The 21,600-nt window shown below is 32.1% G+C and carries 18 protein-coding genes and 2 pseudogenes; 19 read left to right on the forward strand and 1 reads right to left on the reverse strand.

The window, feature by feature from the left end; all coding sequences use genetic code 11:
- Window positions 1-556 precede the first annotated feature (556 nt).
- From ACIQ2J_RS12150 to ACIQ2J_RS12170, 5 genes and pseudogenes are all read left to right on the forward strand, one after another.
- Window positions 557-643 (forward strand): annotated as a pseudogene (locus ACIQ2J_RS12150) (glycerol-3-phosphate cytidylyltransferase); the annotation flags it as partial.
- Window positions 644-698: 55 nt separating this feature from the next.
- Window positions 699-1,703, forward strand: a complete 1,005-nt coding sequence (locus ACIQ2J_RS12155; RefSeq protein ID WP_396170174.1) for a mannose-1-phosphate guanylyltransferase — start codon at window positions 699-701, stop codon at window positions 1,701-1,703.
- 66 nt (window positions 1,704-1,769) lie between these two features.
- The gene (locus ACIQ2J_RS12160; RefSeq protein ID WP_396170176.1) at window positions 1,770-2,723 is read left to right on the forward strand and encodes a GDP-L-fucose synthase family protein; all 954 of its coding nucleotides are present in this window, start codon (window positions 1,770-1,772) and stop codon (window positions 2,721-2,723) included.
- Window positions 2,724-2,933: 210 nt separating this feature from the next.
- Window positions 2,934-4,034 carry a GDP-mannose 4,6-dehydratase gene (gmd, locus tag ACIQ2J_RS12165; RefSeq protein WP_396170178.1) on the forward strand — a complete coding sequence of 367 codons (1,101 nt, stop codon included), beginning with the start codon at window positions 2,934-2,936 and terminating at the stop codon, window positions 4,032-4,034.
- A gap of 1,052 nt (window positions 4,035-5,086) precedes the next feature.
- A complete protein-coding gene (locus ACIQ2J_RS12170; RefSeq protein ID WP_396170181.1) occupies window positions 5,087-6,277 on the forward strand; it encodes an ATP-binding protein in 1,191 nt (396 codons plus the stop codon).
- A gap of 38 nt (window positions 6,278-6,315) precedes the next feature.
- Here ACIQ2J_RS12170 and ACIQ2J_RS12175 read toward each other — a convergent pair whose 3' ends face one another.
- The gene (locus tag ACIQ2J_RS12175) at window positions 6,316-6,786 is read right to left on the reverse strand and encodes a hypothetical protein (RefSeq protein WP_396170183.1); all 471 of its coding nucleotides are present in this window, start codon (window positions 6,784-6,786) and stop codon (window positions 6,316-6,318) included.
- A gap of 51 nt (window positions 6,787-6,837) precedes the next feature.
- Here ACIQ2J_RS12175 and ACIQ2J_RS12180 point away from each other — a divergent pair, with 51 nt between their 5' ends.
- From ACIQ2J_RS12180 to ACIQ2J_RS12245, 14 genes and pseudogenes are all read left to right on the forward strand, one after another.
- Window positions 6,838-8,055, forward strand: coding sequence for an ATP-binding protein (locus ACIQ2J_RS12180; RefSeq protein WP_396170185.1), 1,218 nt, complete (start codon window positions 6,838-6,840; stop codon window positions 8,053-8,055).
- A 313-nt stretch (window positions 8,056-8,368) separates the two neighbouring features.
- Complete coding sequence (locus ACIQ2J_RS12185) at window positions 8,369-9,562, forward strand: ATP-binding protein (protein WP_396170187.1); 1,194 nt, start codon at window positions 8,369-8,371, stop codon at window positions 9,560-9,562.
- Between the two features lie 891 nt (window positions 9,563-10,453).
- The gene (locus ACIQ2J_RS12190; RefSeq protein ID WP_396170189.1) at window positions 10,454-11,557 is read left to right on the forward strand and encodes an MraY family glycosyltransferase; all 1,104 of its coding nucleotides are present in this window, start codon (window positions 10,454-10,456) and stop codon (window positions 11,555-11,557) included.
- A gap of 9 nt (window positions 11,558-11,566) precedes the next feature.
- Window positions 11,567-11,674, forward strand: a pseudogene (locus ACIQ2J_RS12195) (NAD-dependent epimerase/dehydratase family protein); the annotation flags it as partial.
- A gap of 396 nt (window positions 11,675-12,070) precedes the next feature.
- Window positions 12,071-13,258: a UDP-N-acetylglucosamine 4,6-dehydratase gene (locus tag ACIQ2J_RS12200; protein ID WP_396170191.1), complete on the forward strand. Its 1,188-nt coding sequence runs from the start codon at window positions 12,071-12,073 to the stop codon at window positions 13,256-13,258.
- Window positions 13,259-13,260: 2 nt separating this feature from the next.
- Window positions 13,261-14,403 (forward strand): LegC family aminotransferase, encoded by a 1,143-nt coding sequence (locus tag ACIQ2J_RS12205; RefSeq protein ID WP_396170193.1) that lies wholly within the window; start codon window positions 13,261-13,263, stop codon window positions 14,401-14,403.
- Window positions 14,393-15,016, forward strand: coding sequence for an acetyltransferase (locus ACIQ2J_RS12210; RefSeq protein ID WP_396170196.1), 624 nt, complete (start codon window positions 14,393-14,395; stop codon window positions 15,014-15,016). The genes ACIQ2J_RS12205 and ACIQ2J_RS12210 overlap by 11 nt, the downstream gene beginning before the upstream one ends.
- A gap of 2 nt (window positions 15,017-15,018) precedes the next feature.
- A complete protein-coding gene (gene neuB, locus ACIQ2J_RS12215; RefSeq protein WP_396170198.1) occupies window positions 15,019-16,035 on the forward strand; it encodes an N-acetylneuraminate synthase in 1,017 nt (338 codons plus the stop codon).
- Window positions 16,032-17,144: a UDP-N-acetylglucosamine 2-epimerase gene (gene neuC / locus ACIQ2J_RS12220; protein WP_396170200.1), complete on the forward strand. Its 1,113-nt coding sequence runs from the start codon at window positions 16,032-16,034 to the stop codon at window positions 17,142-17,144. Before neuB ends, neuC begins: the two co-directional genes overlap by 4 nt.
- Entirely contained in the window at window positions 17,131-18,180 is a 1,050-nt protein-coding gene (locus tag ACIQ2J_RS12225; RefSeq protein ID WP_396170202.1) for a nucleotidyltransferase family protein, read from the forward strand. The genes neuC and ACIQ2J_RS12225 overlap by 14 nt, the downstream gene beginning before the upstream one ends.
- Window positions 18,177-18,866, forward strand: a complete 690-nt coding sequence (locus ACIQ2J_RS12230; protein WP_396170204.1) for a cytidylyltransferase domain-containing protein — start codon at window positions 18,177-18,179, stop codon at window positions 18,864-18,866. The genes ACIQ2J_RS12225 and ACIQ2J_RS12230 overlap by 4 nt, the downstream gene beginning before the upstream one ends.
- Window positions 18,853-19,698 carry an imidazole glycerol phosphate synthase subunit HisF gene (gene hisF, locus ACIQ2J_RS12235; protein WP_396170206.1) on the forward strand — a complete coding sequence of 282 codons (846 nt, stop codon included), beginning with the start codon at window positions 18,853-18,855 and terminating at the stop codon, window positions 19,696-19,698. The genes ACIQ2J_RS12230 and hisF overlap by 14 nt, the downstream gene beginning before the upstream one ends.
- Window positions 19,698-20,354, forward strand: a complete 657-nt coding sequence (gene hisH / locus ACIQ2J_RS12240) for an imidazole glycerol phosphate synthase subunit HisH (RefSeq protein WP_396170208.1) — start codon at window positions 19,698-19,700, stop codon at window positions 20,352-20,354. The genes hisF and hisH overlap by 1 nt, the downstream gene beginning before the upstream one ends.
- The gene (locus ACIQ2J_RS12245) at window positions 20,354-21,586 is read left to right on the forward strand and encodes an N-acetyl sugar amidotransferase (RefSeq protein WP_396170261.1); all 1,233 of its coding nucleotides are present in this window, start codon (window positions 20,354-20,356) and stop codon (window positions 21,584-21,586) included. Before hisH ends, ACIQ2J_RS12245 begins: the two co-directional genes overlap by 1 nt.
- Window positions 21,587-21,600 lie beyond the last annotated feature (14 nt).

The raw sequence follows: 21,600 nt of genomic DNA on the forward strand, positions 1-21,600 counted from the left end.
AAACAATTGTTAAAATTTTAAACTTGAACCAAGTTGAACCAAAATAATAATAATTTAATGCAGTAATTTGTAATAATTATTTCAATTACTAATTAGTAATCAAATTATCCAAAAAAACATTGAAAACTATTGTTGTTAATAGTGTAAATCAAAGGACGAAATTAAAAATAGGTGTTTAAATTATATAAATTAAAAATTAAAATACAAGTCCTATAAAAATTATTTATTCCTTATTAGGACTTTATTGTCACTATATTTTCGAAAACTTTAGAGAAATGCAAGTAGTTTTGTGATTTAATTAAGAGAATCTTAAGAATTGCCTTTAGGATGTTTTTTAGAGTTCTTTTAGAGTTTACACTACCACAGGGATGGTGTTTAAATTAGAATGCCAATTTGGGTAGCACAACCGTGACTAACCATGGGGAACCCGTACCAATTCAGACTGTTTTAAATATTAAAACTGTGCTACAAAGTTCTTAAAAAAACCTTTTTTTGAATTGGAAAAAACAAAATAAATAAAAAGATAGAAAAAGACTTCACTGCCAGAAAATAGGGTGAAGAAAAAGAAATCAAATTATATTTTAATACCCAAGACCACCGCTTCTCTAGTAGCGGTTTACGGAAAGAATTTTTTAACAAATAACTAGAAAACGCGCAGAAATAACCCTTTTTTTGTTCCCAAAATCAAAAAAACCTTTATGCCTACTAAATCTAACGTAACTCTAGTAGTTCTCACCGGCGGTGTAGGAAGCAGGCTTTGGCCGCTTTCTAGAAAAAGCCAACCCAAACAATACTTGGAGCTTTTTGACGGACAATCTCTTTTTGAGAAAACCGTAGCCCGAAATGCCGATGCCACGAACCAATTGATAGTGGTAGGAAATATCGAAAATTACCAAATGAGCAATGCGGTAATGACTAAATTCGATACTTCGTTTACCCATATCGTAGAAGCAACACCACGAAACACAGCTGCAGCAATTGCCTTTGCAGCATTTTCCTCCCACCCTGATGATGTGTTGCTCATCACCCCTTCCGATCACGTTATTGAAGGCAGCGACTTGTACACCAACTCGGTGCAGCAAGCCATTGCCCTAGCCAACCAAGATTTCTTGGTCACCTTTGGTATTCAACCCACTAAGCCAGAAACGGGTTATGGGTATATCGAATTTGAAGGCGAAAATGTGATTGCTTTTCACGAAAAACCCAACTTAGCTACCGCAACCACCTATTTAAATAGTGGTAATTACTTTTGGAATAGCGGTCTTTTTTGTTTTAAAGCGGGCTTGTTCTTATCAGAATTAGAAAAACAAGAACCAGAAGTATTTCGTACCTCCAAAAAAGCTTGGGAAGCAAACCAAAACGGATTTTTAGATTTAGATTTATCGATGCAAATTCCATCGATCAGTGTAGACTATGCCGTTATGGAACGTTCTGCCAATATAAAAGTAGTGCCAACTAGTTTTGATTGGTCCGATTTAGGGTCCTTCGAATCGGTTTATGATTATCTAGCACAAAAAGGACATCCTGTAGATGCTAATGGCAATATGGTCATTGGTACCGATATGCACACCACCTTTGTAGGAATGCACAATTGTTTGTTTATTAACACTCCCGATGCGCTAATGGTTTTGCAAAAAGAACATTCACAAGCCGTGAAAGAAGTGTATCAAAATCTTGAGGCGATGCAATCGGCACTAACCTAAAAAAAAATGACTTTAAGGTTAGATTAATTAAAAAATCTCCCTTAATTTTATGTCGAAATATAAAAGATGTCCAAAAATAAAAAAATATACATCGCAGGTCATAACGGAATGGTAGGAAGTGCCATCTGGCGAACACTAATTGCTAAAGGGTACACCAATCTTATTGGAGTTTCTAGCAAAGACTTGGATTTAAAAAACCAACAAGACGTTACCAATTTCATTGCTAAAGAACAACCCCAAGTAATCATTGATGCTGCTGCTAAAGTTGGCGGTATTTTGGCAAACAACAATTTTCCATACCAATTTTTGATGGAAAACATGCAAATTCAAAACAACCTTTTGGATAGCGCACATAAATTAGGCGTTGAAAAATTCCTATTTTTAGGAAGCTCTTGTATTTATCCTAAAATGGCGCCACAGCCACTTAAAGAAGAATATTTACTTACCGATAGTTTAGAACCTACTAACGAATGGTATGCTTTGGCAAAAATCACTGGAGTTAAAACCTGTCAAGCCATCCGCAACCAATTTGGTAAAGATTATGTAAGCTTGATGCCTACTAATTTATATGGCACCCACGACAATTTTGATTTAAACAGTTCCCACGTTTTACCTGCCATGATGCGTAAGTTTCATGAAGCCAAAGAAAACAATAATGCACCCGTAACCCTTTGGGGAAGCGGTACCCCAATGCGGGAATTTCTATTTGTAGACGATATGGCCGCAGCAGTAGTATTTGCATTAGAAAATAAATTACCAGATTATCTTTATAATGTTGGAACTGGAGAAGATTTAACCATTCACGATTTGGCCACTACCATTCAGAAAATTGTAGGCCACCAAGGAGAAATAATTTGGGATGCCAGCAAACCCGATGGCACTCCAAGAAAATTAATGGATATTTCTAAAATGCACGACCTTGGCTGGAAACACCAAGTGAATTTAGAAGATGGTATTGCAAAAACCTACGCTTGGTTTTTAGAAAACATAGAGAGTTTTAAGGAATTGAAATATAGTTAAAAGTACGAAGTTAGAAGTGGGAAGAGGGAAGTTAGAAGAGGGAAGTTAGAAGAGGGAAGAAAGAAGTTAGAAGAAAGAAGTTAGAAGTGTAAAAATAAGGTTTATTTGCATTAACTAAACTCATAACCTTCTAAACTCATAACCTAGAACTCATAACCTAGAACCCAGAACCTAGAACCCAAAACCCAGAACCCAATACCCAAAAAAACAATGAGCACAAAACAAAAAACAGCATTAATCACCGGAGTAACAGGGCAAGATGGATCTTATTTAGCGGAACTATTATTAGAAAAAGGATATATAGTTCATGGAATTAAAAGAAGAGCATCCTCATTTAATACCCAAAGAATAGATCATATATATAGAGACCAACACGAAAATAATGTCAATTTCAAATTGCATTACGGAGATTTAACCGATTCTACTAACCTTATTAGAATTATTCAAGAAACACAACCCGACGAAATTTATAATCTTGGGGCAATGTCGCATGTAAAAGTTTCCTTTGATTCCCCGGAATATGTTGCTAATGTGGATGGTATCGGAACTTTAAGAGTTCTAGAAGCCGTACGTATTTTGGGTCTAGAAAAGAAAACAAGAATTTACCAGGCTTCAACTTCCGAATTGTATGGAGGTTTGGCTGAAAATAAAAATGCTGCAGGATTTTACGATGAAAATTCGCCGTTTTATCCTCGTTCTCCTTACGGAGTTGCCAAAATTTATGGCTTTTGGATTACCAAAAACTACCGCGAAGCTTATGATATATTTGCCTGCAACGGAATCCTATTCAACCACGAATCGCCACGAAGAGGGGAAACCTTTGTTACCCGTAAAATTACAATGGCAACCGCTGCTATCGCTTTAGGTAAACAAGATTGCTTGTACTTAGGAAATTTGAATTCCCAAAGAGACTGGGGGCATGCTAAAGATTATGTGGAAGCTATGTGGCGCATTTTGCAACAAGACGTTGCCGAAGACTACGTAATTGCTACTGGAGTTACTACTTACATCCGTGATTTTGTTCGTTATGCTTTCGCAGAAGTAGGAATGGAATTAGCATTTGAAGGAGAAAACGAAAATGAAACTGCTACAATAATAGCGTGTAATAATCCAGAATACCAATTGCCAATAGGTACCGTAGTAGTTCGAGTAGACCCACAATACTACCGTCCTACCGAAGTAGATTTATTATTGGGAGACCCAACAAAATCGAAAACACAATTAGGTTGGAAACCACAATACGATCTTGCCGGATTAGTAAAAGAAATGGTCGCAAGTGATTTAGAAAACGTGAAAAAGGGGCATAATTAGAGGGTAGTGAGCAGTATTCAGTGATTAGTGTTCAGTCATCAGTGTTCAGTAATCAGTACATAAAAACAACCATAGATTAAGCAACAACAGAAATCTGTGAATTCTGCGCATTCTGCGGGAAAAAATCAATTACAATTTCAAAATCAGTGTTCCGTAATCAGTTATCAGTACACAAAAACAGCCATAGATTAAGCAGGAACATTAATATTCTGTGAATTCCGCGCAATCTGTGGAAAATAATCAATTGCAAAACACATTAACGATTATAATCAGTTCTAATCTGCTAAGCGAAGCGCATCTGCACTAATCCGTGCAATCTTTGGCAAAAAAACCAGTTTCAAAAATCAACATATAATTGCAACAATAATATTCTGTGAATTCCGCGCATTCTGCGGGAAAAAATTAACCACATAGAAACATAGATAATGCAACTGCATAACTAAGTTTTCTTTGTCAAGCGAAGCGCCTTAGTTACCTGCATAAAATTATGACCCTATGGGCTTTAAAAAATATAATTTCAGTAGATAATTGCAACAATAATCATCTGTGAATTCCGCATAATCTGCGGGATAAAAACAAATTTCAAAACATATTAACGATTATAATCAGTTCTAATCTGTTAAGCGAAGCGCATCTGCACTAATCCGTGCAATCTTTGGCAAAAAAACCAGTTTCAAATTTCAACATATAATTGCAACTATAATATTCTGTGAATTCCGCGCAATCTGCGGGAAAAAATTAACCACATAGAAACAAAGATAATGCAACTCCATAACTAAGTTTTCTTTTTCAAGCGAGGCGCCTTAATTCCCTGCATAAGCTTATGACACTATGTGATTAATAAAAAGAGCAATAACAATCAATTAGTTTTTGGTATCAATTAACAGATACCAAAATAGAATAAAAAAGTTAAATCTCTTAGTAAAAACATAAAAAAACATCAACGTATTGAGATAAAAACACGATAAAAACATCAATCCATTGATATTTTTACCCATAAAAAGTAGCAACCTATTGACATTTATCCTATTTTTGCATAAAAAAGAGTACTTATGGAAAAATTAGTATCCCTGTTTTATGAAAAATACGCAGCAACAGCAACCGATTCGGTTCGAAGTTTTATAGACACCATCGATTGGGATAACCGATTTATTGGAATCAAAGGCAGTAGAGGTGTAGGAAAAACAACATTAGTACTACAACATATAAAATTAAATTACCAACCAGACAAACGTGTTTTATATATCAGTTTAGATCACCTTTATTTTCTTGAAAATAATTTATACGATTTAGTTACTGATTTTTATAAAAAAGGTGGCGAATTTATAGCCATTGATGAAGTACACAAATACAAAAATTGGGCTGTTGAATTAAAAAACATTTACGATGACATGCCCAACTTGAAGCTAGTTTTTACAAGTTCCTCTTTGTTGCATATTCATCAGGCCAAAGCCGATTTAAGCAGGCGAGCTGTAGTATATGAAATGCCAGGATTATCGTTTAGAGAATTTTTACAATTTGAAACTAAAGCACCTCTAAACTCCTATTCCGTTGAACAAATAATAGAAAATCATGTGGCAATTGCTATTGACATCCATCAAAAAGTAAAACCGCTACACTATTTTGCCGATTATTTACACCATGGTTATTATCCATTTTATTTAGAAAATAAAAAATCATTTCATCAAAAATTAAGCGAGATACTGCTCACCGTTTTAGAAGTCGATATTCCACAATATGCTGTCATTTCACCTTCTAACGTTATATTATTAAAAAAATTAATGGCAATCATTAGTAGTTCCGTGCCATTTAAACCCAATATGAATTCTATAAGTGAGCGCAGTGGCATTAGTTTAAATACCATGAAAAATTATTTAAACCTATTGAATGATGCACAACTTTTGAATTTATTGTACACAGAAGACAAAGGAATTAATAGTTTGGGCAAGCCCGAAAAAATTTATGTTCATAATGCCAGTTTGATGTACAATTTAGTTTCCACTCCTAATGAGGGTAGCATTCGTGAAACGTTTTTTTTTAATCAAGTGAACCAAAACAATACAGTATTTGCATCAAAACAAGTAGATTTCACAGTTAACAACCTCTATTCTTTTGAAGTAGGTGGAAAAACCAAAAAACAAACACAACTAAAAAACATCCCCAATTCCTATATCGTTAAAGACACTATAGAAATAGGTAACGACAATAATATCCCGCTTTGGTTATTTGGGTTTTTGTATTAGTTGGTGGGTTTAAGGTTTTGGGTCTTGGGTTTTGGATCTTATGCTTTAGGTATAGTAGAAAACCACAAACAACAAACCACAAACAACAAACCACAAACAACAAACCATAAACAACAAACCATAAACAACAAACCACAAACAACAAACCACAAACCATAAACAACAAACCACAAACAACAAACAACAAACCATAAACAACAAACCACAAACAACAAACCATAAACAACAAACCATAAACAACAAACCACAAACAACAAACCATAAACAACAAACCATAAACAACAAACCATAAACAACAAACCACAAACAACAAACCATAAACAACAAACCACAAACAACAAACCATAAACAACAAACCATAAACAACAAACCACAAACAACAAACCATAAACAACAAACCATAAACAATAAACCACAAACCACAAACCATAAACAACAAACCATAAACAACAAACCATAAACCACAAACTAAAAACAACAAATAAAACCCTATTATAAGTTATAGACATAACTATAACTTTTTATATATTTGTTACTTATTAAAAGTATATCTATAACAAATGGTGAAATTCAAACTTCCTGAAAATACTATTAGACGAACGGTCTATTTAGAAAAAGTGCGACCTTTTAGGAACACCAATCTAATTAAGGTCTTCACGGGGCAGCGTAGGGTTGGAAAAAGTTATTTGTTATACCAAATTATTCAGGAAATTTTAAGTCAAAATCCAGCTGCAACTATAGTATATATTAATAAAGAAGATCTTGCTTTTTCAGCTATTAAAACAGCTAATGATTTAAACGATTATGTGCTTCTAAACAAATCGCAAACAGGAAAAACATATGTATTTATAGACGAAATTCAAGATATCATCGAATTTGAATTAGCGTTACGCTCGCTACTTCTAGATTTACAACTTGATATTTACTGTACAGGAAGTAATGCCAATTTATTGTCTGGTGATATAGCAGGTTTTTTAAGTGGACGAGTTATAGAAATTCAAGTGTATAGTCTTTCTTATTCAGAATTTTTAATGTTTCAGCAATTAGAAACCAATGTTAAAAATTTAAATTTATATCTTAAATATGGCGGATTACCTTATTTGAAGCATTTAAAACTAGAAGATGAAATTGTATTCGAATATTTAAAAAACATTTATAGTACCATTATTTATAGAGATATTATCAATAGGTATTCCGTTCGAAATGTATCTTTCTTAGAACAACTCGTTTTGTTTTTGGCTTCAAATACAGGAAGTATATTTTCAGCAAAAAAAATTAGTGATTTTTTAAAATCACAACGAATTAATATAGCCCCCAATCAAGTACAGATTTATAACCGATATTTAGTCAATGCTTTCATAATTCAAGCAGTATCGCGTTATGATATTATCGGAAAACGGATATTTGAAATTGGCGAAAAATATTACTTCGAAAATTTAGGGATTCGTAATGCACTTTGGGGATACCGTTTAGAGGATCGAGCGAAAATAATAGAAAATGCAGTTTACAATCATTTGGCTTATTGTGGGTATAAAATAAGCATTGGTATGCTTGGCGATAAAGAAATTGATTTTATTGCCGAAAAAAATGGAGAAAAAAAATACATTCAAGTAGCGCTAAGTATTCATGAAAAGCAAACTTTAGAGCGAGAGTTCGGAAACCTATTAGCCATCAAAGACAATTATCCTAAAATAGTAATTACTATGGAGCCTTTTTCGGGTAATACTGTCGAAGGAATAGAAATCGTACAATTAGAAAATTTTTTATTGACCAATTAGTAACCTAAATAGATACCCTTTATAAAATGGCATTGCAGGGTCACTTATAAAACAAACACAACTAAAAAAACCTCCCAAATTCCTATATAGTAAAAGACAACATCGAAATAGGGAGCGACAAAAATATCCCGCTTTGGTTGTTTGGGTTTTTACATTAGGTGTTAGATTTTTGGTTTCTTGGTTTAGGGTTTTAGGTTTAGGTTTAGGAATTTAATAAGTAGGAAAAATGCTTTACCTGTTAAGCAAAAAATTACAAAAATGCTTATTATATTAAGCAAAAAATAGTTATATTTGCTATCTCAATTAAGCAATAATGACAACACTATTTGAAAAACACCTCCGTAAAATTAATGCAACTCCCATGCATTTTACTAGGAGTATAATGGATACGATTCACTGGGAGGCGCGGTTAATAGGCATAAAAGGAGCAAGAGGAGTAGGCAAAACTACGCTGCTTTTACAATACATAAAGAAAAATCTGCCTATTGATAAGGCCACTTTATATGTAAGTTTAGACAGTATTTGGTTTACTGAAAACACCCTTAGTGCACTAGCAGATCAATTTGTAAAGCAAGGAGGAAACTATCTTTTCTTAGATGAAGTACATAAATATCCTAATTGGTCACAGGAATTAAAAAACATATACGATGATTACCCCGAGTTAAAAATTGTTTTTACCGCCTCGTCCTTGTTAGAAATTCTCAATGCGAGAGCCGATCTCAGTAGGCGAGCTGTGGTATATACCATGCAAGGTTTGTCGTATAGGGAATATGTAAATTTAAACTTGGGTTTGCAATTACCCAAATACACCTTATCCGAAATTTTAGACCAACATGTGTCTATTGCCAGTGAAATAAATAAAAAAATTAAGCCATTACAGTATTTTAACGACTATTTGCACCATGGTTATTATCCTTTTTTTCAGGAAGTGCCCGAATTGTATTTTTATAGAATTGAAGAAGTACTCAATTTAATTCTTGAAATAGAATTACCGCTACTCCGAAAAGTAGAAGTAGCCTATATAGCCAAATTACGACAGCTGCTACAAATCATATCTCAATCGGTTCCATTTGTGCCCAATGTGAGTAAATTAAGCGAAAGAATAGGGGTAAACAGAAATACATTTGTAAGTTATTTGTATTTTTTAGAAGAAGCCCATATCACCAGAAACTTATACAAAGATGCCAAGGGAATTACCCAATTGCAAAAACCCAATAAAATATATTTAGAAAACACCAATTTGCAATATGCCCTTTCTCCAGATCAAGCTAACATTGGTACTATTCGCGAAACTTTTTTTTTAAATCAAGTAAGTGTGCATCACAAACTAGAATATATTGATGAAAGTGATTTTCTGGTGGACCACCAATACATTTTTGAAATAGGTGGAAAATCTAAGAACCACAAACAAATAAAAAATCTTAAACAAAGTTATCTCGCACTCGATGACCTTGAATATGGCATGGCAAATAAAATTCCGCTTTGGTTGTTTGGGTTTCTTTATTAGGTGGTTGGTGGTGGGTTGCAGGTTTAAGAAGTAACAATGACAATTGCAAAAATCTATGGCAATACAATAGCAATACCAATAACTAAGTTCTCTTTGTTAAGCGAAGCGCCTTTACACATAATAAAACTATAACCCTATGTGGTTTAAAAAATAACAATTTCAAATTTCAATAGATAATTACAACAATACTATTCTGTGAATTCCGCGCATTCTGCGGGAAAAATAACAATCGCAAAACACATTACCGAATAAAATCTGTTCTAATCTGTGTCAAGCGAAGCGCATCTGTACCAATCCGTGCAATCTGTGGCAAAAAAAATAACAATATCAATAACAATATCAAAAATCAACATATAATTGCAACAATGATATTCTGTGAATTCTGCGCATTCTGCGGGAAAAAAAATAAAAATCGCAAAACACATTACCGAATAAAATCCGTTCTAATCTGTGTTAAGCGAAGCGCATCTGTACCAATCCGTGCAATCTGTGGCAAAAAAAATAACAATTTCAATAGCAATATCAAATTTCAATAGATTAAGCAGCAAATATATTCTGTGAATTCTGCGCATTCTGCGGGAAAAAATCAATTACAATTTCAAAATCAGTGGGGCAGTGTTCGGTGTTCAGTACACAAAAACAACCCTAGATTAAGCAACAAATATATTCTATGAATTCCGCGCATTCCGCGTAATCTGCGGAAAAAAATAACAATCGCAAAAGCATAAACCAATAAAATCTGTTCTAATCTATGTCAAGCGAAGCGCATCAGTACCAATCCGTGCAATCTGTGGCAAAAAAACCACATAAAAAGCACCACCACGTTCAAGTAATAAACCCAATACCCAAACAGCTTAACCAATCCAGTTTACTGGATAAAAAATTAATACTATGGAAATAATAATAAGTTACCTCAAAGAATATTATTTTCTTGGAGCGTTTTGCATAGTTCTTTTTTCCTTTTTAATGTCTTATAAATTATTCCCGGTAATAATTAATTTAAGTAACGTTAAAAATCTACATCAGGAGCCAGAAGAAAGGAGTTCGCACCAACATAAAACCCCAACTTTAGGAGGAATAGGAATATTTTTTGGTTTCACATTATCCATTGCAATAACCGGATCCATTTTAAGTAAGCACTTTCAAAGTAGTGCGTTATTAGATCTGATTGCGGCCCTTTTAATCTTATTTTTCATTGGCGTAAAAGACGATTTAATTAACATCTCTCCTTTAAAAAAACTGATTGCACAGCTAATGGCTGCAAGTATTGTTCTGTTTTTATCCGATGTTCACGTGGTAACTTTTGATGGATTTTTGGGCATTTATGAATTGCCTTACATTATTTCTATACTCTTCACTTACTTTGCCTTTATTTTAGTAATCAATGCATACAACTTAATTGATGGCATTGACGGATTAGCTGCCTCCATTGCATTAATAATATTTGTGTTTTTTGGTTTTTATTTTTTAATAAACAAACAAATAACACAATTGTTAATCTCCCTATCGTTAATCGGACCCTTAATTGCTTTTTTGAAATACAATGTATCCTCCAAAAGAAAAATATTTATGGGCGACACAGGCTCTATGGTCATTGGGTTTATAATAGTATACCAATCCATAAATTTTCTTACCATAAATCAAACGGCCAATTTGCCATTCCAATTAAGTAATGGACCTGTTTTCATAATAGCACTTCTTTCCTTTCCTTTATTAGATACCTTAAGAGTATTTATCCTCCGAGTAAAAAAAGGCAATAGCCCTTTTAAGGCAGATAGAAACCATCTCCACCATTGTTTTATAGATTACGGATTTTCACATATCAATTCCACATTAATTATAGCAACCTTATCCTTTATCGTGTTACTAAGTGCTTTTTTATTACAAAAAACCAACATTAACCTTGAAATGTTTATCATTGCATTTATAGCTTCTGGTGTTTATTTATTTATCACTACTAAAATTAAAAAAGGCATTTCAAAAAAAAACAGTTAAGTTATTGAAATGGAATCCAAAAATACAAGTGTTAAAATAATAATCACAGGAGGAGCTGGTTTTATTGGTTCCAATCTATGCGAACATTTTCTTAACAAAGGATACTCTGTAGTTTGCTAGGGGTAAAGGTAATTCGTGAATTATCTTTAAAATAAATAGTCATGATTTTCGATAAACTAAAATTTAGATTTAGTAAGCTTTTTAAAATAAAACGGAATTTAAGACACTATTTATCATCCACAAGTCTATTTAACATAAGTAATAACTGAGTATATTTCACCTTTCATCTTATTAACTCACTACTTGCAATTCCAAACTTTTTTTGTAATATCTTATTAGTCAATAAAGCTAAGTACTATCAAGTATAATGAAATCTTATATAGGAGTAACAAAAATAGAATTCCTATTTCAATACATAATTCCTTTATAGCAAGAAAATGCAGTTGTATATAATCTTAAAGGAATATATTACGGAAATAATGCAATATTGTAAAATAGTAATTTTTAAAAATCATGAATATATTAAAACTTATAGGACGGACAGACCAGCTTTTTAAACAAGATATTTATTCTTATAAAAATAAATTAAGCGAAATAGTTTCATCTTCTACCTTCTTAGTTATTGGAGGAGCCGGTTCAATCGGACAAGCCGTTACTAAAGAAATATTTAAGCGGAATCCTTTAAAGTTACATGTAGTTGATATCAGTGAAAATAATATGGTTGAATTAGTTCGTGATATTCGAAGTTCTTTTGGCTATATTGATGGTGACTTTCAAACTTTTGCATTAGATATTGGATCTACAGAATATGATTCTTTTATAGAATCGGATGGTAAATATGATTATGTTTTAAATCTATCAGCCCTAAAACATGTTCGAAGCGAGAAGGATCCATTTACATTGATGAGAATGATAAATGTAAATATATTCAATACAGATAAAACCATTCAACAATCAATTGCTAAAGGAGTTAAAAAATATTTTTGCGTTTCTACTGATAAAGCGGCTAATCCAGTAAATATGATGGGCGCTTCTAAAAGAATCATGGAAATGTTTCTGATGCGCAGAAGCAAAGAAATAGCTATTTCTACTGCTCGTTTTGCTAATGTTGCTTTTTCTGATGGCTCATTATTGCATGGATTTAATCAAAGGATTATGAAAAAGCAACCTATAGTTGCACCTAATGACATCAAGCGTTATTTTGTTATACCAGAAGAATCAGGACAATTGTGTTTGATGTCATGTGTTTTTGGAGAAAATAGAGATATTTTTTTTCCTAAATTAAGTGTAAGTTTGCATCTGATTACTTTTTCAGATATTGCAGTAAAATACTTAAACGAGCTTGGATATCAGCCATTTTATTGTAAAGATGAAGATGAAGCTAGATTACTAATGGAAACATTACCTGCAGAGGGTAAATGGCCTTGCTTGTTTACAATTAGTGATACCACTGGAGAAAAAGATTTTGAAGAATTTTTTACGGAAAACGAAGTCTTAGATATGAATCGATTTGAAAATTTAGGTGTAATTAAAAACAACTTAAATTTTGATGAAGAGAAATTAAATCTTTTTACTCAAACAATAGATACTTTAAAGAAAGAAGGAAAGTGGAATAAAGAAAAAATAGTTGACTTGTTTATTAAGATGATACCAGATTTCGGACATAATGAAATAGGTAAATACTTAGATTCTAAAATGTAATTATGCAGAAAATTAAAAATACGATTTCATTCATTCAAGACTGTTATAAGTCAAAAGGTTTTATTTCGTTACATACCCCCTCTTTTGAAGGAAATGAAAAGAAATATTTATTAGAAACTATAGACTCTACTTTTGTTTCTTCAGTTGGTGCATATGTTGACCAATTTGAAGAAATGATGACTGCTATTACAAACACTAAAAAATCTGTAGCGGTTGTTAATGGCACAGCAGGAATACAAGTAGCTTTGCGATTAGTGGGAGTTAATGCTGGAGACGAGGTAATAACTCAAGCGTTAACATTTGTAGCAACTGCTAATGCAATTGCATATAATGGTGCATCTCCAATTTTTTTAGATGTTGATTTGGATACAATGGGTTTGTCGCCAAATTCGGTTTCTCTATTTTTAGAAGAGTATGGTGATTTGCGCGATGAGGGATGTTTTAATAAAAAAACAGGAAATAAAATTAGTGCATGCCTTCCTATGCATACTTTTGGATTTCCAGTACATCTTGATGAGTTAAAAGTAGTTTGTGATGCATGGAAAATACCTATAGTCGAAGATGCAGCTGAATCATTAGGTAGTGAATATAAAAACAAACCTACTGGAAGTATTGGTGAAATGGGAGTATTTTCATTTAATGGAAATAAAATTGTAACCTGTGGAGGTGGTGGCGCTATTGTAACTAAAAATGAACAATTAGGTATAAAAGGAAAATATTTAACTACAACAGCTAAAGTGCCTCATGCATATGAATTTTATCATGATGAATTGGGTTTCAATTTTAGAATGCCCAATTTGAATGCTGCCTTAGCTTGTGCCCAACTAGAACAACTTGATGTTTTTTTAGAAAAAAAACGTTCGTTGGCGGCTGAGTATAAAACTTTTTTTGATGTTTCAGGAATAAAATTTAGAGACGAAACACCAAATACAAAAGCCAATTATTGGTTGATGTGTGTTGAGTTAGAAAATCAAACAGAAAGAGATTTTTTTTTAGCTGAAACGAATGTGGCAAAAATTATGACGAGGCCAATCTGGCAATTGATGTATCGTTTACCGATGTACCAACACTGTCAAAGAGACGAACAATTAAATGCCCAGTTTCTTGAAGAACGCATTGTAAATATACCAAGTAGTGTTAGATAAGAAAATTATTTTAATTGGATATTCAGGACATGCATATGTCGTTGCAGATACTGCTATTGAGAATCAATATAATCTTATTGGTTTTACTGAAAATTCAATTGTCAAAAAAAATCCTTTTAACTTAATTTTTTTAGGGAATGAAAATGAAAATGATTTTTTCAATAAAAATATTGATGTAAATTACTTAATAGGTATTGGAGATAATAAAATAAGAGAAAGAATTTATAACCTTATTTCAGTTAAAAATGCTGAAGTTATTACATTAATAAGTCCTTCTTCATCAATATCAAAATCCGCAACTATAGGAAATGGAACTTTTGTGAATAGAAATGTTACGATTAATGCATTAGTTAAAATAGGCAAAAATGTTATATTAAATACCTCATGTGTTATTGAACATGAATGTGATATTTCAGATAGTGTCCATATAGCACCTGGAGCAGTTTTAGCAGGAAACGTTATTGTTGGCACAAGATCTTTTATAGGCGCAAATTGTGTTGTAAAACAAGGAGTTAAAATAGGGAATGATGTGTTTGTAGGCGCTGGAACAGTAGTTTTAAAAGACATTCCTGACGGAAAAAAAATTGTTGGAAATCCTAGTAGATTTATTTAAATATGGAAAAAGTAATAATAATTGCCGAAGCAGGAGTAAATCACAATGGGGATATTAATTTAGCTAAATATCTAATAGATGTTGCTGTTGCTGCAGGAGTTGATTATGTAAAATTCCAAACATTTAAATCAGAAAATTTGGTTTCGAAGTCTGCAAAAAAAGCTGATTATCAAATTGAAAACACACAAAATAAAACTGAAAATCAGTTGCAAATGTTAAAAAATTTAGAACTTTCACATGAACAGCATATTGAATTAATTGCATATTGTGGAGACAAAAATATTTCTTTTTTTTCTACAGCATTTGATATAGATTCTCTGATTTATCTTAAAGAGTTAGGTTTGACAATGGTGAAAATTCCCTCGGGAGAAGTAACAAATTTACCCTATTTAAGAAAAGCAGCAGAATTATTTTCAAAAGTAATTATATCAACAGGAATGTCAACCATTGACGATATAGAAAACGCATTAAATGTTTTTTTATCTGCGGGAATTAAAAGAAAATCTATTTATATTTTACATTGTAATACGGAGTATCCTACACCAATGAAAGATGTGAATTTATTAGCTATGTTGGAAATAAAAAATAAATTCAAAGTTGAAATTGGATATTCAGATCATACATTAGGCATTGAAGTGCCAATAGCAGCTGTCGCTCTAGGTGCTAAAGTCATTGAAAAGCATTTTACTTTAGATAGAAGTTTACCTGGTCCCGATCAATTAGCTTCTCTCGAGCCAGAAGAATTATCTGCAATGGTAGTTGGTATTCGAAATATAGAAATTGCAATTTCTGGAAATGGAAAAAAGGAACCTAGTATCTCTGAACAAAAAAACATGGAAATCGCGCGAAAAAGTATTGTTGCAAAAACAATAATAAATAAAGGTGAAATTTTTTCTGAATTGAATATTACAACAAAAAGACCAGGCAACGGAATTTCACCTATGAAATGGGATTATGTTATTGGAATAGTCGCTCAAAAAGATTTCAATGAGGATGATTTAATTGAGATAGCCAAATGAAAATAGGAGTATTAACAAGTTCAAGGGCAGATTATGGAATCTATTTGCCATTAATAAAAAAAATTAAAGATGATGATTACTTTGATCTTGAAATAATTGCTTTTGGTACTCATTTATCCAAAAGTCATGGTTATACGTTATCAGAAATTGAAAAAGAGAACTATAAAAAAACTCATTGTATATCTTCTTTGATTTCAAATGACGACGAGCAAGGAATTGCAACTTCGTATGCATTAACAGCATTGAAATTTGCAGATTTTTGGCAACAAAATAAATTTGACTTGGTTTTCTGTTTAGGAGATCGATTTGAAATGTGTGCTGCTGTTCAAGCTTCAATACCATTTAATTTAAAATTCGCACATTTTCATGGTGGTGAAACAACATTAGGAGCGATTGATAATATTTATAGACATCAAATTACATTGGCTTCAAGTTTACATTTTTCAGCGAACGAAATTTTTTCTAAACGTATAATAGAATTAATAGGTAAAAAAGATAATGTTTTCACTGTAGGTTCATTGAGTTTAAATGGAATTGAACGCTATCAACCAATTGAAAAAACAGAATTTTACGAAAAATTTAAACTATATAATGAAGATTTTGCATTAATAACTTTTCATCCCGAAACCGTAAATTCTAAAATGAACAAACAATTTGCTAATGAAATGAGAAAAGCATTAACTCATTTAGCATCAAAATTGTTTTTAGTAATTACCATGCCAAATGCCGACACAATGGGATCTTTTTTTAGAAAAGAAATAGCGCAATTAGAAGACGAATTTTCAGATCAAGTATTATGCATAGAAAACTTTGGAAAGGAATACTATTTCAGTGCAATGTATTATGCTAAATTATTAATTGGCAATACTTCTAGCGGAATAATTGAAGCCGCTTCTTTTGGCAAATATGTCGTAAATGTAGGTGACAGACAAAAAGGACGCCTTCAAAGTGATAATGTTATAAATGCACCATTTAGTAAACAAGAAATAATTGAAGCGTTTGATAAAGCTTTAGTTAGAGAATGTTATACTGGAAAAAATAATTATTATAATCAAAATTCAGCGGATTTAATTATTAAACAAATTAAACAATTCAATGAGGTCGTATAAAGAACATTTAATTTTAAGCGGGAGTTCAATAAAACAGGCACTTAGTGTGTTGAATGATTTATCTCTAGACGCTATATTGTTTGTAGTTGATAAAAACGAAAAATTAATTGGATCTATCACGGACGGTGATGTAAGACGTGGGTTTTTGAATAATTTCACTTTAGATAGTGTAATAGATACAATTATACAACCCAAGCCACGATTCATTAGAAAAGGATACTATGACGTTCAAAAAATAATTAAATATCGAGAAGAAAATTTTCGAATTATTCCTGTTTTAAACGATAATGATGTTGTAGTTAATGTGATTAATTTTAGGCATATCAAATCCTATTTACCAATCGATGCGGTAATAATGGCTGGAGGTAGAGGACAACGTTTACAACCTTTGACCGATAATACTCCAAAACCATTATTAAAAGTTGGAGATAAACCAATAATGGAGCATAATTTGGATCGATTAACTTTGTTTGGTATAGATGATTTTTGGGTTTCAGTTAATTACCTTGGCGAGCAAATAAAAAATTATTTTGGTCACGGAAAAAAAAAGAATATTAACATAGAATATGTTTGGGAAAATGAACCGCTAGGGACAATTGGAGCGGTGTCTCAAGTAAGAAATTTCAAACACGACTATATATTAGTGACCAATTCTGATTTATTAACAAATATTGATTATGAGCATTTCTTTTTAGAATTCATTAAACAAGAAGCAGATTTAGCAGTTCTAACAATTCCTTATCAAGTAACCATTCCTTATGCGGTATTAGAAACAGAAAAAGGGGAAGTCAAAAGTTTCAAAGAAAAGCCTACTTACACATATTATTCCAATGGAGGTATATATTTAATGAAGAAAGAGATGTTAACATTTATTCCACAAGATAAATTTTTTAATGCTACTGATTTAATGGAAGAATTAATTCATAATAATAAAAAAATAATTTCATTTCCTTTTTCTGGATATTGGCTAGATGTTGGTAAACACGAAGACTTTGAGAAAGCCCAAAATGATATAAATAATATCAAATTTGTATGAGAATTTTATATTTAATTCCAGCTAGAAAAGGATCAAAAGGTCTACCAGGTAAGAATACTAAAATACTAGGGGATAAACCATTGATTTTATATACGATTGATTTCGCATTAAATATAATGGAGGATGAAGATGTATTGTGTATTTCGACAAATGATCTCGAAGTAGTAAAAATAGCTGAAGCTAAAGGAATATTAATTCCATTTATACGATCGGAAGAATTGTCAAATGATAACGCAGCAAGTTATGATGTGATTATACATGCGATAAATCATTATGAAAAGTTGAGTCAAAAGTTTGATGCAGTATTATTACTTCAACCCACTTCTCCTTTTAGAATCCAAGAGGATTTTGTTCATTTAAAAAATGAGTTTGACATTACTACAGACATGGTAGTGAGTGTAAAATTCGCGAAAGAAAACCCTTATTTTACACTTTTTGAAGAAAACAATGATGGGTATCTAGATAAAAGTAAAGTTGGAAATTTTGAAAGAAGGCAAGACTGTCCTCCTGTTTATGCCTTTAATGGTTCAATGTATTTAATTAACATTGAATCAATTAAGAATTCAAAAATTGCAGATTTTAAAAAAGTAAAAAAAATAGTAATGCCCGAAGAGCGAAGTGTTGATATTGATACGCTTGCGGATTGGACTTTGGCGGAATTTAATTTAAAAAATGAAAACAGTTAGAATAATACCTAGGTTGGATGTTAAAGGTCCTAATCTTGTAAAAGGAATTCATTTAGAGGGTTTAAGGGTTTTAGGCAAACCATCTGATTTTGCCAAATTCTATTATGAACAAGGTGCGGATGAATTGATGTTTATGGATGTAGTTGCCTCACTATACGAGCGTAATAGTTTACATGATATTATTTCTGAAACAGCAAAAAGTATTTTTATTCCAATTACTGTTGGTGGTGGCTTACGCTCTATCTCAGATATTAAAGAAGTACTTAGGGTTGGAGCTGATAAAGTTTGCCTCAATACTGCTGCAATTAAAAATCCAAAATTAATAAAGGATGCCTCACGAATGTTTGGATCTTCTACAATTGTAGTAGCGATAGAAGCAATAAAAGAAAGCAATGGAAAGTATTTAGCTTACACAGATAATGGAAGAGAATATACTGGAGTTGATGTTTTTGAATGGGCACAACAAGTTGCTGAATTAGGTGCGGGTGAAATTGTTATTACATCAGTTGATAAAGAAGGAACGGGACAAGGATATGATTTAGATTTAATTTCAAAAATCACAAATATTGTTGGTATTCCTGTAATCGCTCATGGTGGTGCTGGTAAGCAAGATCACGTTGTTGATGTATTAATGAGTGGAAATATTAGTTCAGCAATGATTTCCTCTCTTTTTCATTATCATTACATTAAAGAAAATGAATCTCAAGGATCCAATCTAGAGGGTAATGTAGAGTTTTTGAACCAAAAAAGAAGTTTTCATACATTTGAACCTTGTTCAATAGAAGATGTCAAAAGAAGATTAAAAAGTAACCAGATTGATTGCAGATTATAATGGATAATAATTTAAAAAAAGTAATAATAATTGATTATCAACTAGGTAATCTATTTAGTGTTAAGCAAGCTTGTGATACAGTTGGTATTAACGCGGAAATAAGTTCAGATCGAGAAGAAATATTAAATGCAGACGCGTTAATATTACCTGGTGTAGGAGCTTTCATCGAAGCCATGAATAATTTAAAATTTTTTGGTTTAGATACGGCAATACAAAATAAAGTAAAAGGAGGGACGCCCATTTTTGGAATTTGTTTAGGACAACAATTATTGTTTACTGAAAGTGAGGAGTTTGGAGCAGGTAAAGGTTTAGATTTAATTTCAGGGATAATTAAACGATTTCCTGAAAGTTTTGAAGAACGAAAAATTAAGGTGCCACACATTGCTTGGAATACTATTTTCAGTAATAAACAAGAATGGGGTAATTCAGCATTAAGAAACTTAGATATTAATGATTTTATGTATTTTATTCATTCATATTATGTGAAACCTAATGATGATTCTTGTATTTTGACTCTTACAAATTATGATGGAATTGAATTTTGTTCATCAGTTTTAAAAAATAATATCTTTGCAACTCAATTTCATCCTGAGAAAAGTGCAGAAAAAGGAATTTCTATATATAAAAATTGGGCTTTAATTAATAACTTATTATGATGTCAGAAAATAAAAAATTAGAGGCATATTTTGGATTGCCTGAAGAGGTTGTATATTGTACTAAATGCGTAATGTCTAATCAACGGCCTACTTCAGCAGTTGAATTCAAACATACCAAAGACAGTAAAAAAACAACCATGAATTTCGACGAAGATGGTGTTTGTGATGCATGTAGAACTGCTGAAATCAAAGACAATATCGATTGGGGGATGCGGGAAGAAGAATTAGTAAAACTCTTAGATAAACACCGCAAAAATGATGGATCTTACGATTGTTTAGTGCCTGGGAGTGGTGGTAAAGACAGTGCTTATCAAGCTCATGTTTTGAAATATAAATATAATATGAATCCTCTTACTGTAACTTGGCCTCCTATATTGTATACCGATTATGGTTTGCAAAATTGGAGAAATTGGTTAGATAGTGGTTTTGATAATATTTCCTTCTATCGTAATGGTAAAGTAATGAAGTTGCTGACTAAATTGTCCATTGAAAATTTATTACATCCTTTTCAAACGTTTATTTTGGGGCAAAAAAATCTTGCCCCAAAAATTGCAGCTCAACATGGAATCAATTTGATCTTTTACGGAGAAAATGAAGCGGAATATGGGAATCCATTAGCTGACAACATGACTTCTTTAAGAGATAAATCGTATTTCAGTTTTGAACATCTAGACGAAGTGTTTTTGGCTGGTGTTTCCATTAAAGAATTAATGGAAAAATATGATGTAAGATTAAGTGATTTAATGGCTTTTTTGCCTCCCAAAATTGAAGATTTAGAAAAAGCAAATATTGAGGTACATTACCTTGGTTATTATCTTAAGTGGACACCACAAGAGGTGTACTATTATGCGGTTGAAAATACTGGTTTTAAAGCGAGACCACACAGAACACAAGGAACGTTTAGTAAGTATAGTGGAATAGATGATAAAATTGACGATTTACATTTCTATACAACATTTATAAAATTTGGAATTGGTAGAGCATCTTATGATGCAGCCCAAGAAATCAGAAATAGGCATTTAACAAGACAAGAAGGAGTTGCATTGGTTAATCGTTTTGATGGGGAGTTTCCAGATAGATATTTCAATGATGTCATGGAATACATCGGAATGGAACCAGAATATTTCCATGAATTGTGTGATAAGTTTAGATCTCCACATTTATGGGGTAAAGACGCAGACGGTAACTGGAAATTGAGACATAATGTTGCCGTAACTGGCATAGCAGATTAATAATATACAGAATT

It is taken from the genome of Flavobacterium sp. (genome assembly GCF_044357305.1).
Classification (GTDB): domain Bacteria; phylum Bacteroidota; class Bacteroidia; order Flavobacteriales; family Flavobacteriaceae; genus Flavobacterium.